Source organism: Stieleria varia (assembly GCF_038443385.1).
In the GTDB taxonomy this organism is placed as follows: Bacteria; Planctomycetota; Planctomycetia; order Pirellulales; family Pirellulaceae; genus Stieleria; species Stieleria varia.
Genome location: NZ_CP151726.1, coordinates 8,491,417 through 8,511,326 on the forward strand (window position 1 = coordinate 8,491,417; position 19,910 = coordinate 8,511,326).

Annotated in this window: 12 protein-coding genes; 9 read left to right on the plus strand and 3 right to left on the minus strand. The window is 56.8% G+C overall.

Features of this window, described 5'->3' with window-relative positions:
* Positions 1–45 precede the first annotated feature (45 nt).
* Positions 46–1,014, minus strand: coding sequence for a 4-hydroxy-3-methylbut-2-enyl diphosphate reductase (gene ispH / locus Pla52nx_RS28760; RefSeq protein ID WP_146521398.1), 969 nt, complete (start codon positions 1,012–1,014; stop codon positions 46–48).
* A gap of 90 nt (positions 1,015–1,104) precedes the next feature.
* Between ispH and hpnC the strand changes: the two genes are divergently transcribed.
* The 9 genes from hpnC (at position 1,105) to Pla52nx_RS28805 (ending at position 14,892) form a co-directional block, all read left to right on the plus strand.
* On the plus strand, positions 1,105–2,040 hold the full coding sequence (gene hpnC, locus Pla52nx_RS28765; RefSeq protein ID WP_146521399.1) for a squalene synthase HpnC: 936 nt from the start codon (positions 1,105–1,107) through the stop codon (positions 2,038–2,040).
* Positions 2,041–2,083: 43 nt separating this feature from the next.
* Positions 2,084–3,088: a phytoene/squalene synthase family protein gene (locus tag Pla52nx_RS28770; RefSeq protein ID WP_146521400.1), complete on the plus strand. Its 1,005-nt coding sequence runs from the start codon at positions 2,084–2,086 to the stop codon at positions 3,086–3,088.
* Positions 3,085–4,539, plus strand: coding sequence for a hydroxysqualene dehydroxylase HpnE (gene hpnE, locus Pla52nx_RS28775; protein WP_146521401.1), 1,455 nt, complete (start codon positions 3,085–3,087; stop codon positions 4,537–4,539). The genes Pla52nx_RS28770 and hpnE overlap by 4 nt, the downstream gene beginning before the upstream one ends.
* Positions 4,540–4,673: 134 nt before the next feature.
* Positions 4,674–7,115, plus strand: a complete 2,442-nt coding sequence (locus Pla52nx_RS28780) for an FAD-dependent oxidoreductase (RefSeq protein WP_231742143.1) — start codon at positions 4,674–4,676, stop codon at positions 7,113–7,115.
* A gap of 113 nt (positions 7,116–7,228) precedes the next feature.
* Complete coding sequence (locus Pla52nx_RS28785; RefSeq protein WP_197454783.1) at positions 7,229–8,056, plus strand: TylF/MycF/NovP-related O-methyltransferase; 828 nt, start codon at positions 7,229–7,231, stop codon at positions 8,054–8,056.
* A 78-nt stretch (positions 8,057–8,134) separates the two neighbouring features.
* Positions 8,135–9,004: a hypothetical protein gene (locus Pla52nx_RS28790; RefSeq protein ID WP_146521402.1), complete on the plus strand. Its 870-nt coding sequence runs from the start codon at positions 8,135–8,137 to the stop codon at positions 9,002–9,004.
* Between the two features lie 275 nt (positions 9,005–9,279).
* Positions 9,280–10,890 carry a glycine--tRNA ligase gene (locus Pla52nx_RS28795; protein ID WP_146521783.1) on the plus strand — a complete coding sequence of 537 codons (1,611 nt, stop codon included), beginning with the start codon at positions 9,280–9,282 and terminating at the stop codon, positions 10,888–10,890.
* Between the two features lie 42 nt (positions 10,891–10,932).
* Positions 10,933–12,225 carry a VWA domain-containing protein gene (locus Pla52nx_RS28800; protein WP_146521403.1) on the plus strand — a complete coding sequence of 431 codons (1,293 nt, stop codon included), beginning with the start codon at positions 10,933–10,935 and terminating at the stop codon, positions 12,223–12,225.
* Positions 12,226–12,342: 117 nt separating this feature from the next.
* Entirely contained in the window at positions 12,343–14,892 is a 2,550-nt protein-coding gene (locus Pla52nx_RS28805; RefSeq protein ID WP_146521404.1) for a CehA/McbA family metallohydrolase, read from the plus strand.
* A 394-nt stretch (positions 14,893–15,286) separates the two neighbouring features.
* Here the strand turns inward: Pla52nx_RS28805 and Pla52nx_RS28810 are convergent, their stop codons facing one another.
* Positions 15,287–15,616, minus strand: a complete 330-nt coding sequence (locus tag Pla52nx_RS28810) for a Uma2 family endonuclease (protein ID WP_197454784.1) — start codon at positions 15,614–15,616, stop codon at positions 15,287–15,289.
* 193 nt (positions 15,617–15,809) lie between these two features.
* Positions 15,810–19,790: a tetratricopeptide repeat protein gene (locus tag Pla52nx_RS28815; RefSeq protein ID WP_146521406.1), complete on the minus strand. Its 3,981-nt coding sequence runs from the start codon at positions 19,788–19,790 to the stop codon at positions 15,810–15,812.
* Positions 19,791–19,910: the final 120 nt, after the last annotated feature.

Below are 19,910 nucleotides of genomic sequence, written 5' to 3' on the forward strand. Positions count from 1 at the left end.
TCCATTCAGAGTGAAACCGATGACCGGAGGTTCACGCCGATGCGGTCAATTGGAATCGCCCACCACGGGCAGCTCACCCTGTTGCTTGGCAAACTCTCGCAACGGCTTGGGCAACGGGAACTTCACGGACTCCTCTCGCACCACCGACGTCTGGACCGTCGCGTCAAAGGTCTCGACCAACCAGTCGATGGTCGATTGCACGACGGACTCGGGTGCACTGGCCCCGGCAGTGATCAAGACATGATCGTCTGGACTGAAATCATCCTTGCTCAGATCTTGCGGGCCATCGGCCAGAAAAGCACGCTTGCCCGACTCGCGCGCCAATTCTTTGAGTCGCTGAGAGTTACTGCTGTTCTGGCTCCCCAACACGATCACGACGTCCGCATCGGCCGACAAGACACGCACCGCTTCCTGCCGATTCTGTGTTGCGTAACAGATGTCTTCCTTGGGGGGACTTTCGATGTGTGGAAAGCGTTGTTTGAGCCGGCGGATGATCCGGTTCGCGTCGTCGACACTCAATGTGGTCTGGGTCAAGTAAGCCAGTTTGGCACCCTCGCGAACCTGCAACGCATCCACACCGCCCTCGTCCTCGACCAACAAGATCGCTTCGGGGGCCTCTCCCATGGTCCCGATCACTTCGTCGTGTCCCTCGTGGCCGATCAGAATGATCGTGTACCCTTCCCTGGCATACTTGATCGCCTCCAGGTGGACCTTGGTGACCAGGGGGCAAGTAGCATCAACCGCGTTGAGCTTCCTCTGGCGAGCCGCTTGCCGCACTTCAGGCGATACCCCGTGAGCGGAAAACAGCAGCACGCTGGACTCGGGAACTTCGCTGATCGAATCGACAAACACCGCCCCCTCTTCCTTGAATCGGTTGACGACGTACTGGTTGTGTACGATCTCGTGATACACATAGACCGGCGGCCCAAATTTCTTGAGAGCCAAATCCAGCGAATCGATCGCCATATTGACGCCGGCGCAAAAACCGCGGGGTGCTGCTAGGGTGATTTTCATAAGATTTTTATCTGCTCCACTGGATGCTGGCTGAACCTGCCAGAATAACCGCCAGCCCCCAAGTTCGTCTAACCCGTCTATTCGCCTGAAATGACTCCGGAATCCCCAAACGCCCGTGTCGAGCGGACCGCCGAGATCATCGCTAGCGAGTTGGCGTGCCGTCGACTCGCCAAATCGCACTACGAAAACTTCCTGGTCGCCACCGTCTTGCTGCCCCGCCGACTCCGTCAGCACTTTTACAACATCTACGCATTCTGCCGCACGGCGGACGATGCCGCCGATGAATCAGCTTCCCCTCAAATCGCCCTGGAAAAACTGGCTCAGCTCCAATCCTCGCTCGACGCGACTTTTGCAGGCAATCCACCCAGCAAAAACGCCATCGACGGGAAATCACTCGAAACGGACCTCTTCCCCGCACTCCATCATACGATCGTCGTCCATCGCCTCGACCAATCACCCTTTGACGACCTGCTGTCCGCGTTTCGCCAAGACCAGTCGGTCAACCGATACGAATCGACGCCTCAATTGCTGGATTATTGCCGCCGCTCAGCCAATCCGGTGGGCCGCATCCTGCTGAAACTCGCCGACGCCGAGAGCTGCGAGAACGCGGCCTTGTCCGATTCTCTTTGCACCGGGCTACAACTCGTCAACTTTTGGCAAGACGTCGCGCGGGATTATCGCGAGATCAATCGTGTCTACCTGCCCGCCGATCGAATGCGAGACTCCGGCGTGTCTGAAAACATGCTCAACGAATCCACCACCCCGGCTCCGTTGCGCAGCTTGCTGGCGAAACTGTGCGACGAAGCAGAATGCTACCTCAATGCCGGATTGCCACTTGCCGAGAACGTCCCCAAGTGGCTTGCCAACGACGTGCGAATGTTCGCCCAGGGCGGACTTGCGACGGCCAAGGCGATCCGGGCAATCGACTACGACGTCTTGCGCACACGTCCCGTGGTCAGCAAATGGGGTCAACTAGTGATGCTGGCCAAGACAATGCTGGCCAAGACAATACTGGGTCGCTCGTGAGTATCCCCTCAGCGTGCTAGCCGACTCGGCTATCATGGTGTCCATGTCATCGAACAAACAAACCCTGACGAGCTACCGACACGTTCGACGAATCTCCCGTCGCAGCGGCAGCAATTTTTACCGATCGTTTTGGCTGCTGCCCAAGACGAAGCGGGATTCGATGTGCGCCCTCTATGCCTTCGCACGCGTGACCGATGACCTGGGAGACTGCGACCAACCCACGGCGCTCCGCACCCAGTGGCTCAACTGGTGGCGTCAAACCACGGCTCTGAATTTGATCCAGCAGTCATCGCCGCAACACATCACACTGGCACCGGGAATCGCCGAAGACACCTCGGCATGGCCGATCGACTTGAACCGACACGCCCGTGAAATCTTGCCCGCACTGCGAGACACGGTCGACCGTTTCGAAATCCCATCACGCTACTTGTTGGAGATCATCGACGGCGTCTTGGCCGACCAACAAAAAACTCGATTCGACACCTACGAACAACTCGAACACTATTGTTACCTGGTTGCCTCCGCCGTCGGACTGGCATGCTTGCACATTTGGGAGTTCCGCGAACCGCTGCCCACCGACGCGGCGATCGATTGCGGCCTCGCTTTTCAGCTCACAAACATTCTGCGTGATATCTCCGAAGACGCGCGTCGCGGCAGAATCTACTTGCCACGTCAGCACTACGAGCAACACGGGATGTGCGAAGACGACTTGCTCAAGCCGCGTGCCGACGACCGACTGCGTTGCCTGATCGATGATGAAATCAACCGCGCCGAACGTCTGTTCAATTCCGGCTGGCGAGTCTGGGACTCGCTCAGCGACGACGGACGTCCGATGTTCAGCATGATGTGGCGGACCTATCGACGTCTGCTGTCTCGGATCGCGGAAGACCCTCGGGCGGTTGCCACCAAACGCGTGCGTTTGTCGGCGAGCGAGAAACTCGGTTTGGTCTCACGCCATTTCATCTCTCCGATTTTCAGACGCCTGCCCGTGCCTCCCATCGAAGTCGCACGACCCAAGCCGCACATCGAGACGTCGCCCCCCAAGTGATACCGCCTCCCGATTCACACAACAGACAACGCGTCGTCATCATCGGCGGTGGACTCGCCGGGCTCGCAGCAGCCGAAGCACTCGCGCGGCACGCGGCCGCTCGCGTCGACATCACGCTGCTGGAATCCAAACGGAATTTGGGCGGCCGCGCGGGCTCATTCCAAGACCGCGGCACCGATGAAATCATCGACTACTGTCAACACGCAGCGATGGGATGCTGCACTCAACTAATCGGCTTGCTGGATCGATGTGGCATTGGGCACCAAATGCATCGATACGATTCGCTTCATTTTTTGCATCCCGAACACCCGCCCAGCAAATTCGCGCCGTCACGCTGGCTGCCCGCGCCACTACATTTGGCTCGCACGATCAGCTCGCTGCGTTACCTGACCAGCAGACAAAAACGCGAAATACAACGCGGCCTGTTTCGTCTGATGCGTACCTCGACAAGTTCGTTGCGAGACGTCACCGCAGCGGATTGGCTGCAACAAAACGGTCAGAGCACCGCGTCGGTGCAACGATTCTGGGACGTGATCTTGGTGAGTGCGTTGGGCGAGTCCACGCAGTTCGTTGCGATGTCGGCCGCACGCAAAGTGATGATGGATGGATTCGCCGCCGCTCGCGGCGCAAGCGATGTTCTGATTCCCAAACTGCCACTGCAAGAATTGTTCGGCATCGAATTGGCCGATCGCATCCGAGCATTGGGCGTTGAGATCCAATGTTCCAAATCGGTGACCGGTGTTTCCCAAGACAATACCAAACCGACGATGACCACGGCGGATGAAACGCTACATGCCGACCATGTGATTTGCGCCGTGCCGTGGCACCAAGTCTCGCGTGTTTTGGCACCGCTTCGCCAAACCGAGCTGGCGCAGTCGATGGACTTCGACGCGGTCTCCGGCTTTCCCACTTCTCCGATCACCGGAATGCATCTGTGGTTTGATCGCCCGATCACGACGCTTGATCACGCGGTGATGGTGGGCACGCGTGCGCAATGGCTATTTCATGTCGCGAGTCAATCGGAGCATTACTACCAAGTCGTCATCAGTGCTTCGCGACAACCAGAGGGAGAGACCAAATCGCACTTGGTCGAGACGGTCTTGGGCGAACTGCACCACGCGTTTCCGCGTTCCCGAGATGCCAAGCTGCTGCGGAGTCAAGTGGTCATGGACCCCAAGAGCGTTTTCTCCATCCGACCCGATGTCGAAAAGAAACGCCCCGACGCTACCACCGCCCTGCCCTGGCTGCACTTGGCCGGAGATTGGACCAACACCGGTTGGCCAGCCACGATGGAGGGCGCTGTGATCAGCGGCCGACTGGCCGCAGCCAGCGTTCTGCGACAATCAGGCGGTGTTGCCGATGCCCCGCCAGAAGATGACTCACCAGAACAGCCTGTCTCGGTCACGGGACAACCCGCCGGATGGCTCGCCAAAATGCTGATCGTACCGTGATCATATCCCCCCAGTCCTGCATTAGTCTTACCTCCCACTGGTCATCTCGCTACCGTATCGCACAGCAAGAACAGCTTCAATTGCGGAGTCTTTGACGAGTGGATTGCTCAGCACCAAACCATCTTGAACAACGAATGCGGTGGACCCGTCATCCGTCGGATTCGTGTCACGGGCCGGGTGAGTTCGTGCTGTATTGGATGCACAACGCCCTGCGGGCAAACGAAAACCCGGCCTTGGACGTCGCGATTTGCTTTGCCCGCCAAAACGGATTGCCCCTGTTGGTCTATCGTGGGCTGTCGGAAGACTACCCCTATGCCTCGGATCGCTACCATGCGTTCATGTTGCAAGGTCACCGCGATGTGCAGTGTGAATTACAACGACGAGGCATCGATAGCCCGTTTCATCTGCAACGAAACGGCAACCGCGGGCCGCACCTTCGCGACCTGGTGCGTCGCAGCGCCGTCCTGGTAACAGAAGAAATGCCGGTGCATCCGCTGACCGGTTGGATCGATCGGCTGCACGCGAAAACTAAGACACCGATCGTCACCGTCGATTGCTCTTGCATCGTACCCGCACCCACGATGGATCGCTGCTTCACGCGAGCGTACGAGTACCGAGATGCAACCAAGTCAGAGTACGAAAAACGTGTCGGTGCACCGTATCATGACGAACCGGTCGACTGTGAAATCTACGATGGTCCCCTGCCCTTTCAACCGCTGTGCTTGCAGGACGCTTGTTTGGCATCGCTGATCGCGGACTGCAAGATCGATCATTCGATCGGCCCGGTCGCCGACACACCCGGCGGCAGCCGACACGGATACAAACGCTGGGATGATTTCAAAACAAACCGACTGAAACATTATGCGGCTCATCGTAACGATGCGACCAAGCATGATGGCGTCAGTCGTCTGAGCGCGTACCTTCATTTCGGAATGGTCAGCCCTTTTCGAATCGCTCGTGAAGCACATGCGGTGAACGCAGAGAAATTTCTCGACGAGTTGCTGATCTGGCGAGAAATGTCGTTTCATTTCTGTTTCCATCACTCCGACACGATCGACACGATGGAGGCTCTCCCCGAGTGGGCGCAGCAAACCCTTGCCGAACATTGCGAAGACGAACGGCCGGTGTGTTACAGCTGGGAAACCCTTGCCCGCGGCACCACCGGATACGCATTCTGGGACGCTTGCCAGCGAAGCCTGTTGAAACATGGCGAGTTGCATAACAACACCAGGATGACTTGGGGTAAATCGTTTCTCTCTTGGGCAAACACACCCGCCCGCGCGCTGCAGTTGACCATGGACGTCAACCATCGCTATGCGTTGGACGGACGTGACCCCAGTTCTTACGGCGGAGTGCTTTGGTGTTACGGCCAATTCGATCGACCGTTTGAACCTGAACTGGAGGTTTTTGGCAAAGTCCGACCGCGGTGCCTGGAGGATCACGCACGACGCCTGGACTTGGATCGGTATCACAACATCGTCGATCGACCCATCGCAGCAAATCTGCCTCGCGTCGCAATCATCGGCGCCGGCATGGCGGGACTAGCAGCCGCTCGAACGCTCCGCGATCACGGGATCAACGTCACCGTATTTGACAAATCGCGTGGTGTCGGCGGACGCATCGCCACACGTCGTGTCGATCAAGAGGATCCCGGCGAGGCGATCACGCTCGATCATGGGGCACAGTACTTCACGGCACGAGACCCGCGATTCTGTCGTCATGTCAACAGCTGGATTCACGATCAGATCGTCGCGCCGTGGCTCGGCAAGATTGTTCAGATCAATTCCTCCGGTGAAATCGTTTCCCAGCCCAGACGTACACCGCGATACGTGGGTGTTCCCGGCATGAATGCGGTGGCAAAACATCTTGCCAGCGACCTGACAGTGCAATCGGGGACAGTGCAATTAGAAACACAGATCAGTCGCTTGGAACGCGTGGACGACGGCTGGATATTGATCGACACCAGTCACGTACAACATGGCCCCTTTGAAACCGTCATTTGCAATTGCCCGCCAGAGCAGTCCGCACTTTTGCTTGCGGATCACACGGATCTGATGGACCAGATCGCGCAAGTCAAAATGCGTCCTTGTTGGGCGATCTTGGTCGCTTCGCAGTCGCTCGACGGCGTCCCCTTTGACGGCGCCTTTGTCGACGACAGCCCGATCTCGTGGATCGCACAGAACAGCAACAAGCCGGGACGCCCCGGCCCGCCGGCTTGGGTCATCCATGCCTCCGCTCAGTGGTCCGAAGACAACTTGGATCTCGCCAACGACGAGGTCCTGGAGGAACTCTTGCCGCATTTTGAAAACTTGATCGGCAAAAAAATCGTCGACCCGATCTACCTGACCGCACACCGCTGGCGTTTTGCGATCCCCGCTGAGCCGCTTTCCAAGGAATGCCTCTGGGATCACGTCAACGGACTGGGCGCCTGCGGCGATTGGTGCGGCGGACCTCGCGTGGAGGGGGCGTTCTTGAGCGGCATGGCGATGGCCGGAACCCTCCTGCGGCACGTCACCATCGACCGTGCCCCCGCAACTTGCGTAGGACCATGCACGCAACCAAGTCTGTTCAACTGAAACCCTCGACTTCGGCATTGACCGACCGATTCGGATTTTCTTATACGCGTGTTGGCAAATTACGATTCGCGCTCCCCGCGCGTTTAGAAATCCCCCAACAAGCGAACCCTACCGTGATTCATCTGATCTCCAAATGGAACGAAAAACGCCGAGCCCGCCGCCGAAAACGCCACGGCGGCCTGTACAGCGACGCCAACGGTTACCCTTTGGACATGAACTCTGATAGCGTCGAAACGATTCAACGCGTTCGCGAATTCACCATGACCACCCCCGAACGACTTAACGGACTTTGCGAAGCCGTTCGATACATTTCGTCCGCAGGCATCCCAGGTGATGTGGTCGAGTGCGGCGTCTGGAAAGGCGGCAGCATGATGGCCGTGGCCGAAATGCTGAAGCAATTCGGTGACACCCATCGTGAGCTTTACCTCTTTGACACCTACGAAGGAATGCCGGCACCGACCGACGAAGACGTCTCGCTGGTCGGACAATCCGCCAGTGAACGATTGCAGCAAGAACTCGCAGTGGACCCGAGCACCCTATGGTGCGAGTCGCCACTGGATGAAGTCCGCCATCACATGGCGAAAACGGGCTACCCCACCGATCGCACCCACTTCGTCAAAGGCATGGTGGAAGACACCATCCCCGAGAACGCTCCGCAAGAAATCGCGCTGCTGCGTCTGGACACCGACTGGTACGAATCCACACTGCATGAGATGAACCATCTCTTCCCTCGCTTGGTCGATGGCGGTGTCTTGATCATCGACGATTACGGACACTGGCAAGGCGCTCGACAAGCTGTCGATGAATACCTCGCCGAGCACAATATCGCGATCATGCTCAATCGTCTCGACTACACCGGTCGAATCGGAATCCGACATGCCGGAGTCCACCAAGTCCGAAACCTTCAGGGACATCCCGGCCAACGCGCCCAAGCCGCTTGAGCATTCCGGATTCCTTTTGTTCCCTCATCTCTGCTACGCCATCCGCGTGGCAGTCTTCTGCCTGCAGGATCACCAACCATGGGTTTGACCAACCGCATCATTCGCTTGCTCGATCACGGTCGTGAAATCGGCGTCGATTATCAGCAAACACTCATGATCGGTCGACAACAAATCCATCTTTCCGATCCTGAACTGCGTCAAACCATCGACCAATGCGGAATCCCCAACCGCGACGCGCTTGCCGATGAGATCATGAGCGTCGATCGCTATGCCGAACCCCTGCTCCGAGCCTTGGGCGCTCAACGCGTCGATTCATTGGACGCGTCGGACTACGAAGACGCCAACGTGATCGCTGACCTCAACCAACCGCTGGATGAAAGCTACGATCAACAGTACTCCTGCGTTATCGACGGAGGTTCGCTGGAACACGTTTTCTTTTTTCCCACGGCGATCAAAAACTGCATGCGACTGACGCGTGTCGGCGGCCACTTTATTTCCGTCAACGGCACCAACAACTTCAGCGGCCACGGCTTCTATCAGTTCAGTCCCGAATTGATGTACCGCGTCCTGTCACCTGAGAATGGCTTCGAAGTCTGTGACTTGCTGGTCTGGGAGCGAACACCCGGCAGCGTCACCTATCGTGCCCACGACCCCGCCGACGTCCACGCCCGCGTGATGGCCCAAACTCATCACCCGACCTTCATGCTGGTGATCGCTCGACGAACGCACGAAGCAGACATCTTCTCGACCACACCCATGCAGAGCGACTACGTGGTTGATTGGCAAAAAGGCGAACATCGTGCCCCCTCGGCCACCTTCGTCCAACCACCACTGCTCAAACGGATTGGGAAAGAAGCCGAAAAGAAGGTTCGGGCAGTCCGCAAACGCCTTTTCTCTCGTTTTCACCGCGAACATTTCGAGCCGTTTCAGTATCGAAAGAGTGCCTGAGTTGGCCGCGGTCGCTCCCCAGACTCCCATCGTAGTGGGATTCGCCAGAATTCCCCCTAACTCTTCTACTGCTACTCGCACTGGGAAATCCAGCGAATCCCGCGACGAGAATCTCTGCACACGTGGGCCGCACTCCCCGGATCCTCGACACCTAAACCCCAAGTCGACCAATCGGCCCAAAACGCGTACATTTCTCCCTTTCGAACCCACAAACAACCGCGTCTCGCTTCCGCGAAACGCCCAACCACTCCCAGACCGGCATCCAAATGAAATCCATGGACAAGATCGTGTCGCTGTGCAAGCGACGGGGCTTCCTTTTCCAATCCAGTGAGATCTACGGCGGCATTCAAGGTTTCTGGGACTACGGACCGCTCGGCGTCGAACTCAAACGCAACGTCAAGGAAGCGTGGTGGACGGACATGATCCGCGGCCACAACGACTTGATCACTCCCGCCGGCGCCCCGAGCACGTTCGAAATGGTCGGCCTCGATTCGACCATCATCATGCACCCTCAGGTCTGGAAATGTAGCGGTCACTACGACCTCTTCCACGATCACATGGTCGACTGCCGAGAAAGCAAAAAACGGTATCGCTTTGACCAAGTCCGAGGCCGATGGTGTGAACATCGAGATCAAAAAATCTTTGTTTCAACGCTTGCCGAAGTCGAACAGGAACTGGACGAAGTCCGCCGACGGGCGATGAAGTTCTTTAAGCTCCGCCCCAAGAACGCGGACGAACTGACGGTGGGCAACGAATCGCTCACCCTCGACCAACTCGACGATACGCATTCGGTACTCGCCCCCGACGCCAAATCGCTTGACACGCTGACCGAGCCGCGTGAGTTCAACTTGATGTTCAAGACCACCATCGGTGCGCTTGGTGGCGAAGAAGACGCGGCGTTCCTGCGCCCCGAAACCGCGCAGGGCATCTTCGTCAACTTCAAAAACGTCGTCGATAGCAGCCGAGTGAAGATCCCATTCGGTATCGGCCAAATCGGCAAGAGTTTTCGTAACGAAATCACGCCACGGAACTTCACTTTCCGCTCACGTGAATTCGAACAGATGGAAATCGAATTCTTCTGTCGTCCCGACCAATCCCAAGAGTGGTACCGATACTGGCGTGATCGCCGCTTGGCTTGGTACAAAACGCTCGGCCTGTCAGACGAGTCGCTGATCATGCGCGAACACCACGTCGAGGAACTCGCCCACTACAGCGTCGGCACCGCCGACATCGAATACGCGTTTCCCTTCTTGCCACCCGGTGAGTACGGTGAACTCGAAGGCATCGCTCACCGCGGCGACTTTGACCTTCGCAGTCACATGGAAGGAAAACTGGACCCGAACTCGCCACCCGGTGAGCCGATGAAGGTTGAATTGAACGAACACGGCAAGCCCAAACATCGCGGCAGCGGCAAGGACCTCAGCTACCGCGACGAAGTCACCAATGAAAAGTTCGTCCCTCACGTGATCGAACCCTCTGCGGGTGCCGACCGCGGCGTCTTGGCATTCCTCTGCGAAGCCTACACGGAGGACGAGGCCCCCGACGAGAACGGGGAGATGCAGGTTCGAACGGTGATGAAACTGCACCCTCGCTTGGCACCCGTGAAAGCCGCCGTGTTCCCGCTGGTCAAGAAAGACGGTATGCCAGAAGTCGCCCAGGAGATCTACGGCGAGCTGAAACAGTCAATGAACGTGTTCTATGACGAGAAAGGTGCCGTGGGACGCCGCTATCGCCGCCAGGACGAAGCCGGCACGCCGTACTGCATCACCGTTGACACGGACACGTTGACCGACAAGACCGTGACGATCCGCGACCGCGACACCCTGGAGCAAACCCGCGTGAAAATCGACGAAGTCGCCGCCGTGATCCACACTCTGCTAAGATGATATCGTCCGTACCCGCATCACTTGGTTCAAGGAAACCAGCCCATGCGTGCAACGATTTCATCTCTGACCACGATCTTCACTCTGCTCCTGTGCATTTTCGCAACAGGAAATCGATGCCAAGCCGTTGAGCCCGCAACCACCGCAGAGACACAAAAGATCGCCAAGATCCTTGCCGGTCGTAGCGACACCGTTCGTCTGCGAACGGCATTGGCGATCGACCAAAATATCACCTCACGTGTCCAAGCCCTGCCGGCAATGTCGGATGCCTTGAACACGCTGATCGAACGCCTCGATGAAAAGGATCGCGAAGAACCGATCCCGCCTGGCGTGGCTCAACTGATTTCAACGCTCAGTAAAGTCGATCGCGACGATGCAGTCGCCCCTCTCTCAGCAGCGGTCAATGCGCCAAGTATCGCATGGGCTACCTTCACGATCGATGCGGTCGGACAAAACAAACATCACAGCATGATCCCGGAACTGGTCGATGCCTTCGACGGACCACTCTGCTCCAGTCACTATGGTCTGCGATTCGCTCTGGTCCGATCGCTACTGCTGATGCAGCACCCTGATGCCTTGGAAGCCCTCGGACGGTTGCGCACACGCATCGACGGCCAATTGCGTCATAAACTGGATGTGGAACTAGACAAGTTGACGGTCGATGATTTTTGGGGAGACGATCAACGGTTCGCCGCGTGGACCGCGGGCGACTACTTGAAACAGCCCATCAATCGCCCGCTGTCGCCCGACTCGATGTTCAAATCCGCCAGCTACAGCGAATCAGCTAATCGAATGCGTCTGACTCGTCAGAAGTACTACGACATCGACATCTATGCCAAGCGCTTGCTGTTCGTCATCGATCGCAGCGGCAGCATGGCCCAAGTCGGCTATCGCGGAACGCGGATCGCTAAAGCCAAACAGGAGTTGATCGCGGCGATCCGAGGCTTGGAACCCGATACGGAGTTCAGCATCCTGGTTTTCGATACCGACATTCGCGCCTACAGCGAATCGCTGCAAATAGCGACGGACGAGAACAAACAAAAAGCCATCCGTTATGTCAGCGCGCTGAACTGCGGCAAGAAAACGAACACCTACGGTGCGTTGCGTCGTGCGATCGAGTTCGATTATCAACTCGAAGCCATCTTTGTGTTGACCGACGGGCGCCCCACCACCGGACAAGTGGTCGTCCCGGAACTGATCCTCACCGACATTCTGCAACGCAACCAGTTCCGTAACATCACGATCAACACCGTCGCCATCGCCGCCGAAGAATCCCTCGCCGGATTCCTCCAAGGCCTGACCACCCCCAGCGGCGGCGAATATCGCGTCGTCGACTGAACCAAGAGACGGCTTATCTTTCGCCCCGTTTGACCCGTAGCCGAAGGCGCAGGCAGCACCACCATCCGCCAACAACCTCACCGGACCTCCCCCTCCCCGTCTCAGGACCCCGCACCGATGAAGCTCCCCTACCGCCTTCGCATCCCCACCCTGCTGTTTTCGGGGCTCCTGTTCGCCAGCGTACTCGCCTCGCCCGTCGTCACCTCGCCGACCATCGCCGCGGAAGTCAGCGAGATCACGCCGGACTCGCATCCACATCTCGGCGGCAAAGAAGTCGACTGGATTTACGGCGACTACACCATGCACAACGATCTTATTTCGCTGACGATTGCGGCTCCACTCTCCACTCGTGACGCCAACCTGACCGTCCGCGACATCGGCGCATCGATCCTTGATCTGACCCTCAACGATCCTTCCAACGATCAGCTCAGCGCTTTCATCCCTACCGCTGGCCGCTATTACTTTCACGACCCCGCGTTGGTCGAAAGCGGCAGTGACGACAACGGGGCTTACTGGCGTTGCCGCTCGTCTAGCTCCGCCACCAACGATGGCACAACCGCCACGGTCACCTACCGCCTGGGCAACTCCGACGCCTTTGTCACAACCACCGTCTCCCTCGTCGGCGAGAAAGCTCCCTCGCTTACTGCATACGACGGCATCCGCGCCGACAAAACCTTCCAACTCACCAGCCTCGATGGTCTTGCCGTTTGCCGCGATACCTTCTTTCGACAGACAATCGGAATCGCCGCCAACGGCACCGACCCAGACGCCCAAAACAAAAAGGCACTGACCTGGAAAAACGGTCGCCCCTCCCTACTGAATTACGACACATCACAAGTTACAAAAAGCGACGGCGAACTTTCGTGGAGCGTACGAATCTATCCGGCGACCTCCACACTCGATTTGCAAAACGTCATCGCTGCGGGTGATGAAAACTTGCCCATGCAAACGTTTCGCGTCGTCCCCAACCTCGATGCTTTTGACGGCGAAAACGTCATGCGTGCCGAGCTTTCTATCAAACCGATTTCGACAGTACCATCCAACAAAACGCCTCCATTCATCCAAACGGACGATCATGGCGTCGCCCACACCCGGCTGATGCCCGGTCAGTACCAAGTCACGATGTCGGCGATCGGATTCGCGCCGACTCAGCAGACGATCACCGTCGGCGTCGATCCGAAAACTCACACGATCGCCGCAACAGGCTTCAGCGGGTTCATTGCCAAAATCAACGATGGCAACGGGCGTCCGATCCCGGCCAAAGCAACCATCTACGCCTTGTCCGGCGACGCTCCCGACTTCGGCCCGGACAGCACACGAACCTTCGTCAAGAACTGTGTCTACAGCGTCCACGGCCACATGCGTTGTCCGCTTCCGCCTGGCAAGTACGAAGTCTACTTCAGCCACGGCCCAGAGTTTGACCGAGTGATCCAGACCATCCAGATCAGTGCCGAGCAAACTCAATCCGTCAACGTCCAGCTCAAACGCGTCGTCGACACCACCGGCTGGGTCAGCACCGAGCTGCACAGCCACAGCAGTCCATCCGGGGACAACGTTTCCGATCAATACGGACGTGTGGAAAACTTGCTGTGCGAGCATCTCGAGTTTGCACCCTGTACCGAACACAATCGCATCAGCAGCTACCAGCCGCACCTGCAACAGATGCAACTCTCTGCCCTGATGGCGACCTGCAGCGGCATGGAACTGACCGGACGCCTCTTGCCCGTCAATCACCAAAACGCATTTCCACTGCACCATCACCCTCACACCCAAAACGGTGGCGGCCCACGCGTGGACGACAACCCCGTGGTCCAAATCGAACGTTTAGCGATGTGGGACCGCGGCAGCGAGAAACTGATCCAGACCAATCACCCCAACTTGCACCAGATCTACGGCGACCTTGATGTCGACGGCAAACCCGATGGCGGATTTCGCGGCATGCTGCAGTGGATGGACGTGATCGAAGTCCATCCGTTGCAAACGGTCTTCGAAAACATCCCTGACAGCCCGCCGGACGTTCGCGAAATGCGCATCCCGCTGTTCCAGTGGCTGCAGTTGCTCAACCAAGGCATCCGAATCCCGGGCGTCGTCAACACCGACGCGCACTACAATCACCACGGCAGCGGTTCGCTGCGCAACTGGTTTGCCAGCAGCACCGATGATCCGGCTGAGATTTCGACGGCCGAGATGATTCGTCAAGCAGAAGCCGGACACATCATCATGTCCACCGGCCCGTTCCTCTCCGTGACCGCCACCTCCGCTTCCTCCAAGTCGCCCGCGATCCCAGGCGACAACCTGCTCGCCAACGACGGCAAGGTCACGTTGTCCGTCAAAGTTCAATGCCCCAATTGGCTCGACGTCAATCGCGTGCAAATCCTCGTCAACGGACGACGGGTCCCCGAACACAATCGAACTCGCAAAACCCACGGCAACGAATTCGGCAAACTCGATGACGTGACAAAGTTCGACTCGACCTTTGAAATCCAACTGGATCACGATGCACATTTGATCGTCGCCACGATCGGCGAAGGCATGTCGATGGAAAAAGTCATGGGCACACAGAACCCACCGATCGCCGTCAGCAACCCCATCTATATCGACATCGACGACAACGGTTTCCAACCCAACGGCGACGGCCTAGGCCTCCCCCTGCCCGGCGAACATTGATCGCTGGTGGGAAGATCCGCAATCGAGTGAATCGCATGAATGAATGAGCCGACGACGCTAGTGCCATCGACGCAAAAGAGTTCCGCAACGCTCTAGATCAACACCCTGCTTGCCCAGGTGGATGCACGACTGACGGACAAGAAAAAGATGTCCGACGCCTTCTTGGTTCAGCACATCCCGAGACGCAAGCAAGGCATTCATTCTTCCGAGCATTTCATTTTTTTGCCCCTCCATTTTTTCGCCCTTACTTATTCCCGAAACGCTGCAAGCGTACTCCGCAACAAGAATGGAGCACCTCACAAGAAACCTCACCGATCTACTGGAGATTGAATCCCACTTACCGCTGCGGGGCTCTATCCACCTAAACTGTCTTCTTCATTTCACAAGCCATGCCTCAGTCAGAAAACAAACTTTCCACCCCGATTTCAATCTCGCAGGCACCGCACAGAGTGAATGTCAATCGACTCGACACAGCGACAGTCTCGTAACCGCCGTCTTTCCCGAGTGACAACTGCTCAACTGTCTTGGTATCCGGATCAACGATCAGATACGTGCCAACTTTCCGACTGGCGCAAAGTTCTCGTTTGTAGGTCAGGTCGTTCTGTCGCGTTGAGGGTGAAAGGATCTCGGCGATCAACGCTGGTGCCTGCTCAAGATGTCGGCTCGGCACTGCTCCACAGACGACGATCGTGTAACGCGGCGCATATTTAATCGCTGCAGACATCCGAAAATATCTCCCATGAATTCGTTGCCACGCCGGAGCCTGATCTTTCATCGGTTGGCTCGACTCTGCCTCCATTGTATGCACAATCCAAAGAATACGACCGAATCTCAAACGACGAAAGAGAAAAGTATCGACGTTTTTATCTTCAGTGGAGCAGGCCGGAATGTTGCCTGAAAGCAAAGCGAATGACCAATCAGCAGGGATCGTTTTCCTGAATGCGACGCATGATCACTCGCAGGCAACGTTGAGTTGATTCTCGCATGTGCGGTGCAAACTCTTCCGCAAGACGATCAGCCGATTGAGCAATCATTCGAGCTTCGTTGAGGCGGCCAAAGTGATCGTCAAGGCTGGCAGCGACGTTCGTCAACGCAACGATCCGGACTTCAACAAAGTCTGCGGCCTCCGCAAGTGACGCCGCTTCTCGATGCAACGCCAAAGCTTTTTCATGGTCACCGCTTTCGCTTAGCACAACACCCTGCTGACCGCAGAACCTTGCCAGATCGCCCACCAGCTTGTGCCTTCGACACCACTCAATACCGCGTTGGCTGATTGCTTTTGCCCTCTCCCAGTCGCGCATCATGTGTGCAACCTCCGTTTGCGACATGAGCGCTTCGACCATCAAACAAACGTCTTGCCCAGCGGCACAGGCGTTCTCCTGTTCCAGCAACAGCGATGCGACCCGATCGTCGGCCCGAATCGACTGGTAGACGTAGACCAGCACTCGTAACGTCTTAGCCCATTGATCGCAGTCGCCCCGTCGACCTTGCGCCTCCAGTTCGTTGAGGCATGCAATACCGCCCTGCTGGTCTCCGCTCTGGATTTGAACGATCGCCAAGTTGCTCATCGCGGTATTTCGCAAATCCCATTCGTCTTTTGGGCAAACGTCGACTGCATGCTTCAGGATGCTGAGGGCACCATCCAGATCATTACCACGTTGGCGAACCTCTGCTTGAGCCAGCAGTGCTTCGGTCATTCCCGCATCATTTCCGTCATTCCGGTTAACCCGAACGAGACAATCGAGAATTTCCAACTCTTTCTGCAGACCAAGGCTTTTTCCATGCGGCAGCAATTGCTTCAGCAACGAAACGGCGTCCTGATGCGAATTCTGCTGCATGAGAACTTCTGCTTTGGTCTGCAAGATCGTCAATTGTTGGTCTTGATCGGGTGGCTTGCACCGTTGACAAGCCTCCAATGCCCGGTCCAGCGTTTCGTGTGCTTCATCAAATCGATCCAGCTCCGCGAACGTGATCGCCAAGTTGGTCATGCAAACCGCTGCTTCACGCGGGGAATGGTGGCCGATGGACAACGCGCGTCGATACATCGACTTGGCCCGCTCAGGATCGCCGCGATGCCGACAATGAATGGCATAACCATTTAGCAGGTGGGTTAGCATAGGAGATTCGGGGCCGACCATTTCTTCCATCTGAGCCAATGCTTCGGCGTGCAGACGCTCGGCCTCGTCAAACTGCTGTTTGCTGCCGAGGACCTGAGCGAGGCAATGCAATGCCAGAGCCCGTTCACGGCTGACGCGTCCATGAATATGCTCCCAGAGCTCAAGCGACTCACGCAGATGATTCTCCGCGGCATCACGCTGGCCCTGCGAAAAGGTTGCTTGACCGAGATGAAAGAGAGCCTCCGCGATTTTCACGACACTCCCCTTACCAGCTTTCATCAATTGCAATGCGTACTCGTAACGATGAATTGCTTCGCCATGCCTGCCTTGCAGTCGCAACACACGCGCCATCTCGCTCACCAAGTCGGCCTTGAACACCAACCCCGCCGGCGTCTCTTGCGACGGGCCCTCCTTCTCCGGAAAACACTTTTCGGCAAGCATCCAAGCCTTGTTCAACACGGGAACCGCTTGGTCAAGATCAGCAACGGCAATATGAACTCGAGCTTCTTCGAGCCAAGCGTGAAGTAGAGCCTCAGGAGAAAAGTGCCCCGAGTCCTCAGGAACTTCGTCCAGAATATTCAGAATCGGAGATGCCAGATCGGGGCGTCCCATGACATGATGAATGAATTGCAGCAAGGGAACAATCGCGTTCAATTTGGTGTAGTCATCGACCGGCATGAACTCACCGCCTGTTAGCGAGTCCACATAGGTTTGCACCATGTCGTATCGACCACCGATCGCCTCCCAATACCCTTTGAGCTCCTCGGGCTCGTAGGCAAACATGTGAGTGAACATGCCCAATCCCGCCAGCGACTCCCTGAGTTCAGACCAGCGTTCCGCCTGCAGCAGTTGCCACGGCAACTCTTCGCTGCGACGCGCCCCCATCGCCAGGAATTTGAAATAGTTCACGAGTTGCAGTCGAGCGGCTTGCTCGACTGCGACATCGGACAGAAACATTCGCTCGATCGCCTTGATGATTTCATCATTCTCTAAACGGAGGAGTCCACCGCGACGGCTGATTGCATGTTCGGCCCGCATCAATAGCGGTGACCATTGAGCCTGTGGCAATGGCGAAAACAGCGCCGAGGTCCCCGCCATGGTCATTAAGCTCGAATCTGCCGAGATCTTGCTCAGGCATTTGAGCATCTGGACGCGTCCATAGTCTTCATGCTCCTCACCAATCTCTCCTCCCAACACATCACGCAGTTCGGTCTCATGTAAACCATGACGAGAGACAGCGAGCAAACACAGCGTGTCTCTAACCAAACCGGGCCGGTCAATGCTGTAGTCTTCCTCCCACTGAGTGATTGCCAACTCATAGAGCGACGATGTATCGACGGCTTGGAGGTAATAGTCCAACCGCTCGTCAATCAATTCGTGGACACCAAACACACGCAACTCGTCAAGCAAGGTTCGCAGGAAAAGAGGATTGGAGGCGGGCTCATGATCGACGACACGCTGCGCGCGTTGATCCCCCAGTGACTTTCCGTAGCGTGACAAATACAAATCAATCAGCTTGCGACGATCTGCTTTTTCGAGCGACGGCAGATGAAAGACTTTCCAGTTCTCGCCTTCCAACGCGTCCGCGATCTCCCCCGGCCTGCAAGCAACCACACAAGAAACATTCTTCATGTCCTCTCGAGGCAACCACGTCGGCAATCCCCGCGAGCTAAATCGATCGACTCCGTCGAGCAACAAGACCACACCGCCTCGGTTCGCCGCCTGCGCAAGCCACGTCTGCAGTACTCGGGGCCAACTCGCTTTGTCGCGAGGAACATTCTCCGCGAAATGAAAGTGTTCGTTGAGTCCTTCCAACAAGTATTCCAAAGGTGACTGACGATGCGCAGCCAACGCGACGCCGTGATCTGACCTACCCAAAGTCTTCGATTCATCGGCATTCAACGTTGTAGAACTGTCGGCATAGTACAAGACGTAACGATTGGGCTCCTGTTGCTGCAGGCGTTCTTTCCAATTTGCCAGGAGCGCTGATTTACCCATACCGCCGTCGGCCACGACCGCCAGCCTCGCGATTTCGCCGCTTGACACACGCTGCAACCATTCATTGGCAATCTTTCCCGGAACATACGCGGTGGTACGGTCAATGGCAAACTCTTGCTGCCGCATCCTCGCCAATTCCAACGGAGAGGGAGTCTCCTCCGCAGAGTAAAGTTCATCGATCAGTGACGTGATGTCTGTGAGAACCATCTGGCCAAGTTCTTGCGGCGTGCGAAACCCTTCTCGCACGGTATGTCTTGATTCTCGAATTCGCTCTTTCAGCTCTGCCAAGGCATGTTCTGCTTCAGCGTCCTCAGCGGCGCACAAATCTCGCTCAGTTGCATCAAACTGCTCGGCATAATGGGAATCACGAAAGTAGAACTGTGCCCTTGCCTGCGTCTCTTCCCGCAATGCCCCGTGAATGATCTCCATCTCAGTCACTGAACGACCAACGCACTGACTCAACCAAGGATGGTCATTGATCAATTCGCTGACGATGGGCTCGGGTCGCCACCCGTAACGCTGACCAAGGATCCCGATGAAGAAAGGTCGGCATCGATCGATTTCTTCGAGACAGACCGACAATACCTCTCCCCTTTGCGACTGCTCTTCGGTAATGCCCCACCGCAGATCGATCACCGACCATTCCAGTCGCCTGCTTTCACACAGCCGCTGCAACTGCGGAAAGATCACCTTGGTAAGATGCTCTCGTTCAGCCTGCATGTCCCGAAACGTCGATGAAACAAAGAGACGAATCTTTCGCGACGAATTCGATGGATCACTCATCGGTACTCTCGGTTTCGCGTGAACGGGTTCGTAAGGAATGGCCTATCAATCTCTGGCGAGTTACTTGTAATGAGATTCGCCAGAATCCCTTTCGCACAGGTTTTCCGGCGAAATCCACTA

Bases quoted from the DNA above. Each gene is read 5' to 3' on its own strand.
- Pla52nx_RS28800 (WP_146521403.1), top strand. From the start codon at position 10,933: ATGCGTGCAACGATTTCATCTCTGACCACGATCTTCACTCTGCTCCTG.
- Pla52nx_RS28815 (WP_146521406.1), bottom strand. From the start codon at position 19,790: ATGAGTGATCCATCGAATTCGTCGCGAAAGATTCGTCTCTTTGTTTCA.
- Pla52nx_RS28805 (WP_146521404.1), top strand. From the start codon at position 12,343: ATGAAGCTCCCCTACCGCCTTCGCATCCCCACCCTGCTGTTTTCGGGG.
- Pla52nx_RS28780 (WP_231742143.1), top strand. From the start codon at position 4,674: ATGCGGTGGACCCGTCATCCGTCGGATTCGTGTCACGGGCCGGGTGAG.
- Pla52nx_RS28790 (WP_146521402.1), top strand. From the start codon at position 8,135: ATGGGTTTGACCAACCGCATCATTCGCTTGCTCGATCACGGTCGTGAA.
- Pla52nx_RS28810 (WP_197454784.1), bottom strand. From the start codon at position 15,616: ATGTCTGCAGCGATTAAATATGCGCCGCGTTACACGATCGTCGTCTGT.
- hpnC (WP_146521399.1), top strand. From the start codon at position 1,105: ATGACTCCGGAATCCCCAAACGCCCGTGTCGAGCGGACCGCCGAGATC.
- ispH (WP_146521398.1), bottom strand. From the start codon at position 1,014: ATGAAAATCACCCTAGCAGCACCCCGCGGTTTTTGCGCCGGCGTCAAT.
- Pla52nx_RS28770 (WP_146521400.1), top strand. From the start codon at position 2,084: ATGTCATCGAACAAACAAACCCTGACGAGCTACCGACACGTTCGACGA.
- Pla52nx_RS28795 (WP_146521783.1), top strand. From the start codon at position 9,280: ATGGACAAGATCGTGTCGCTGTGCAAGCGACGGGGCTTCCTTTTCCAA.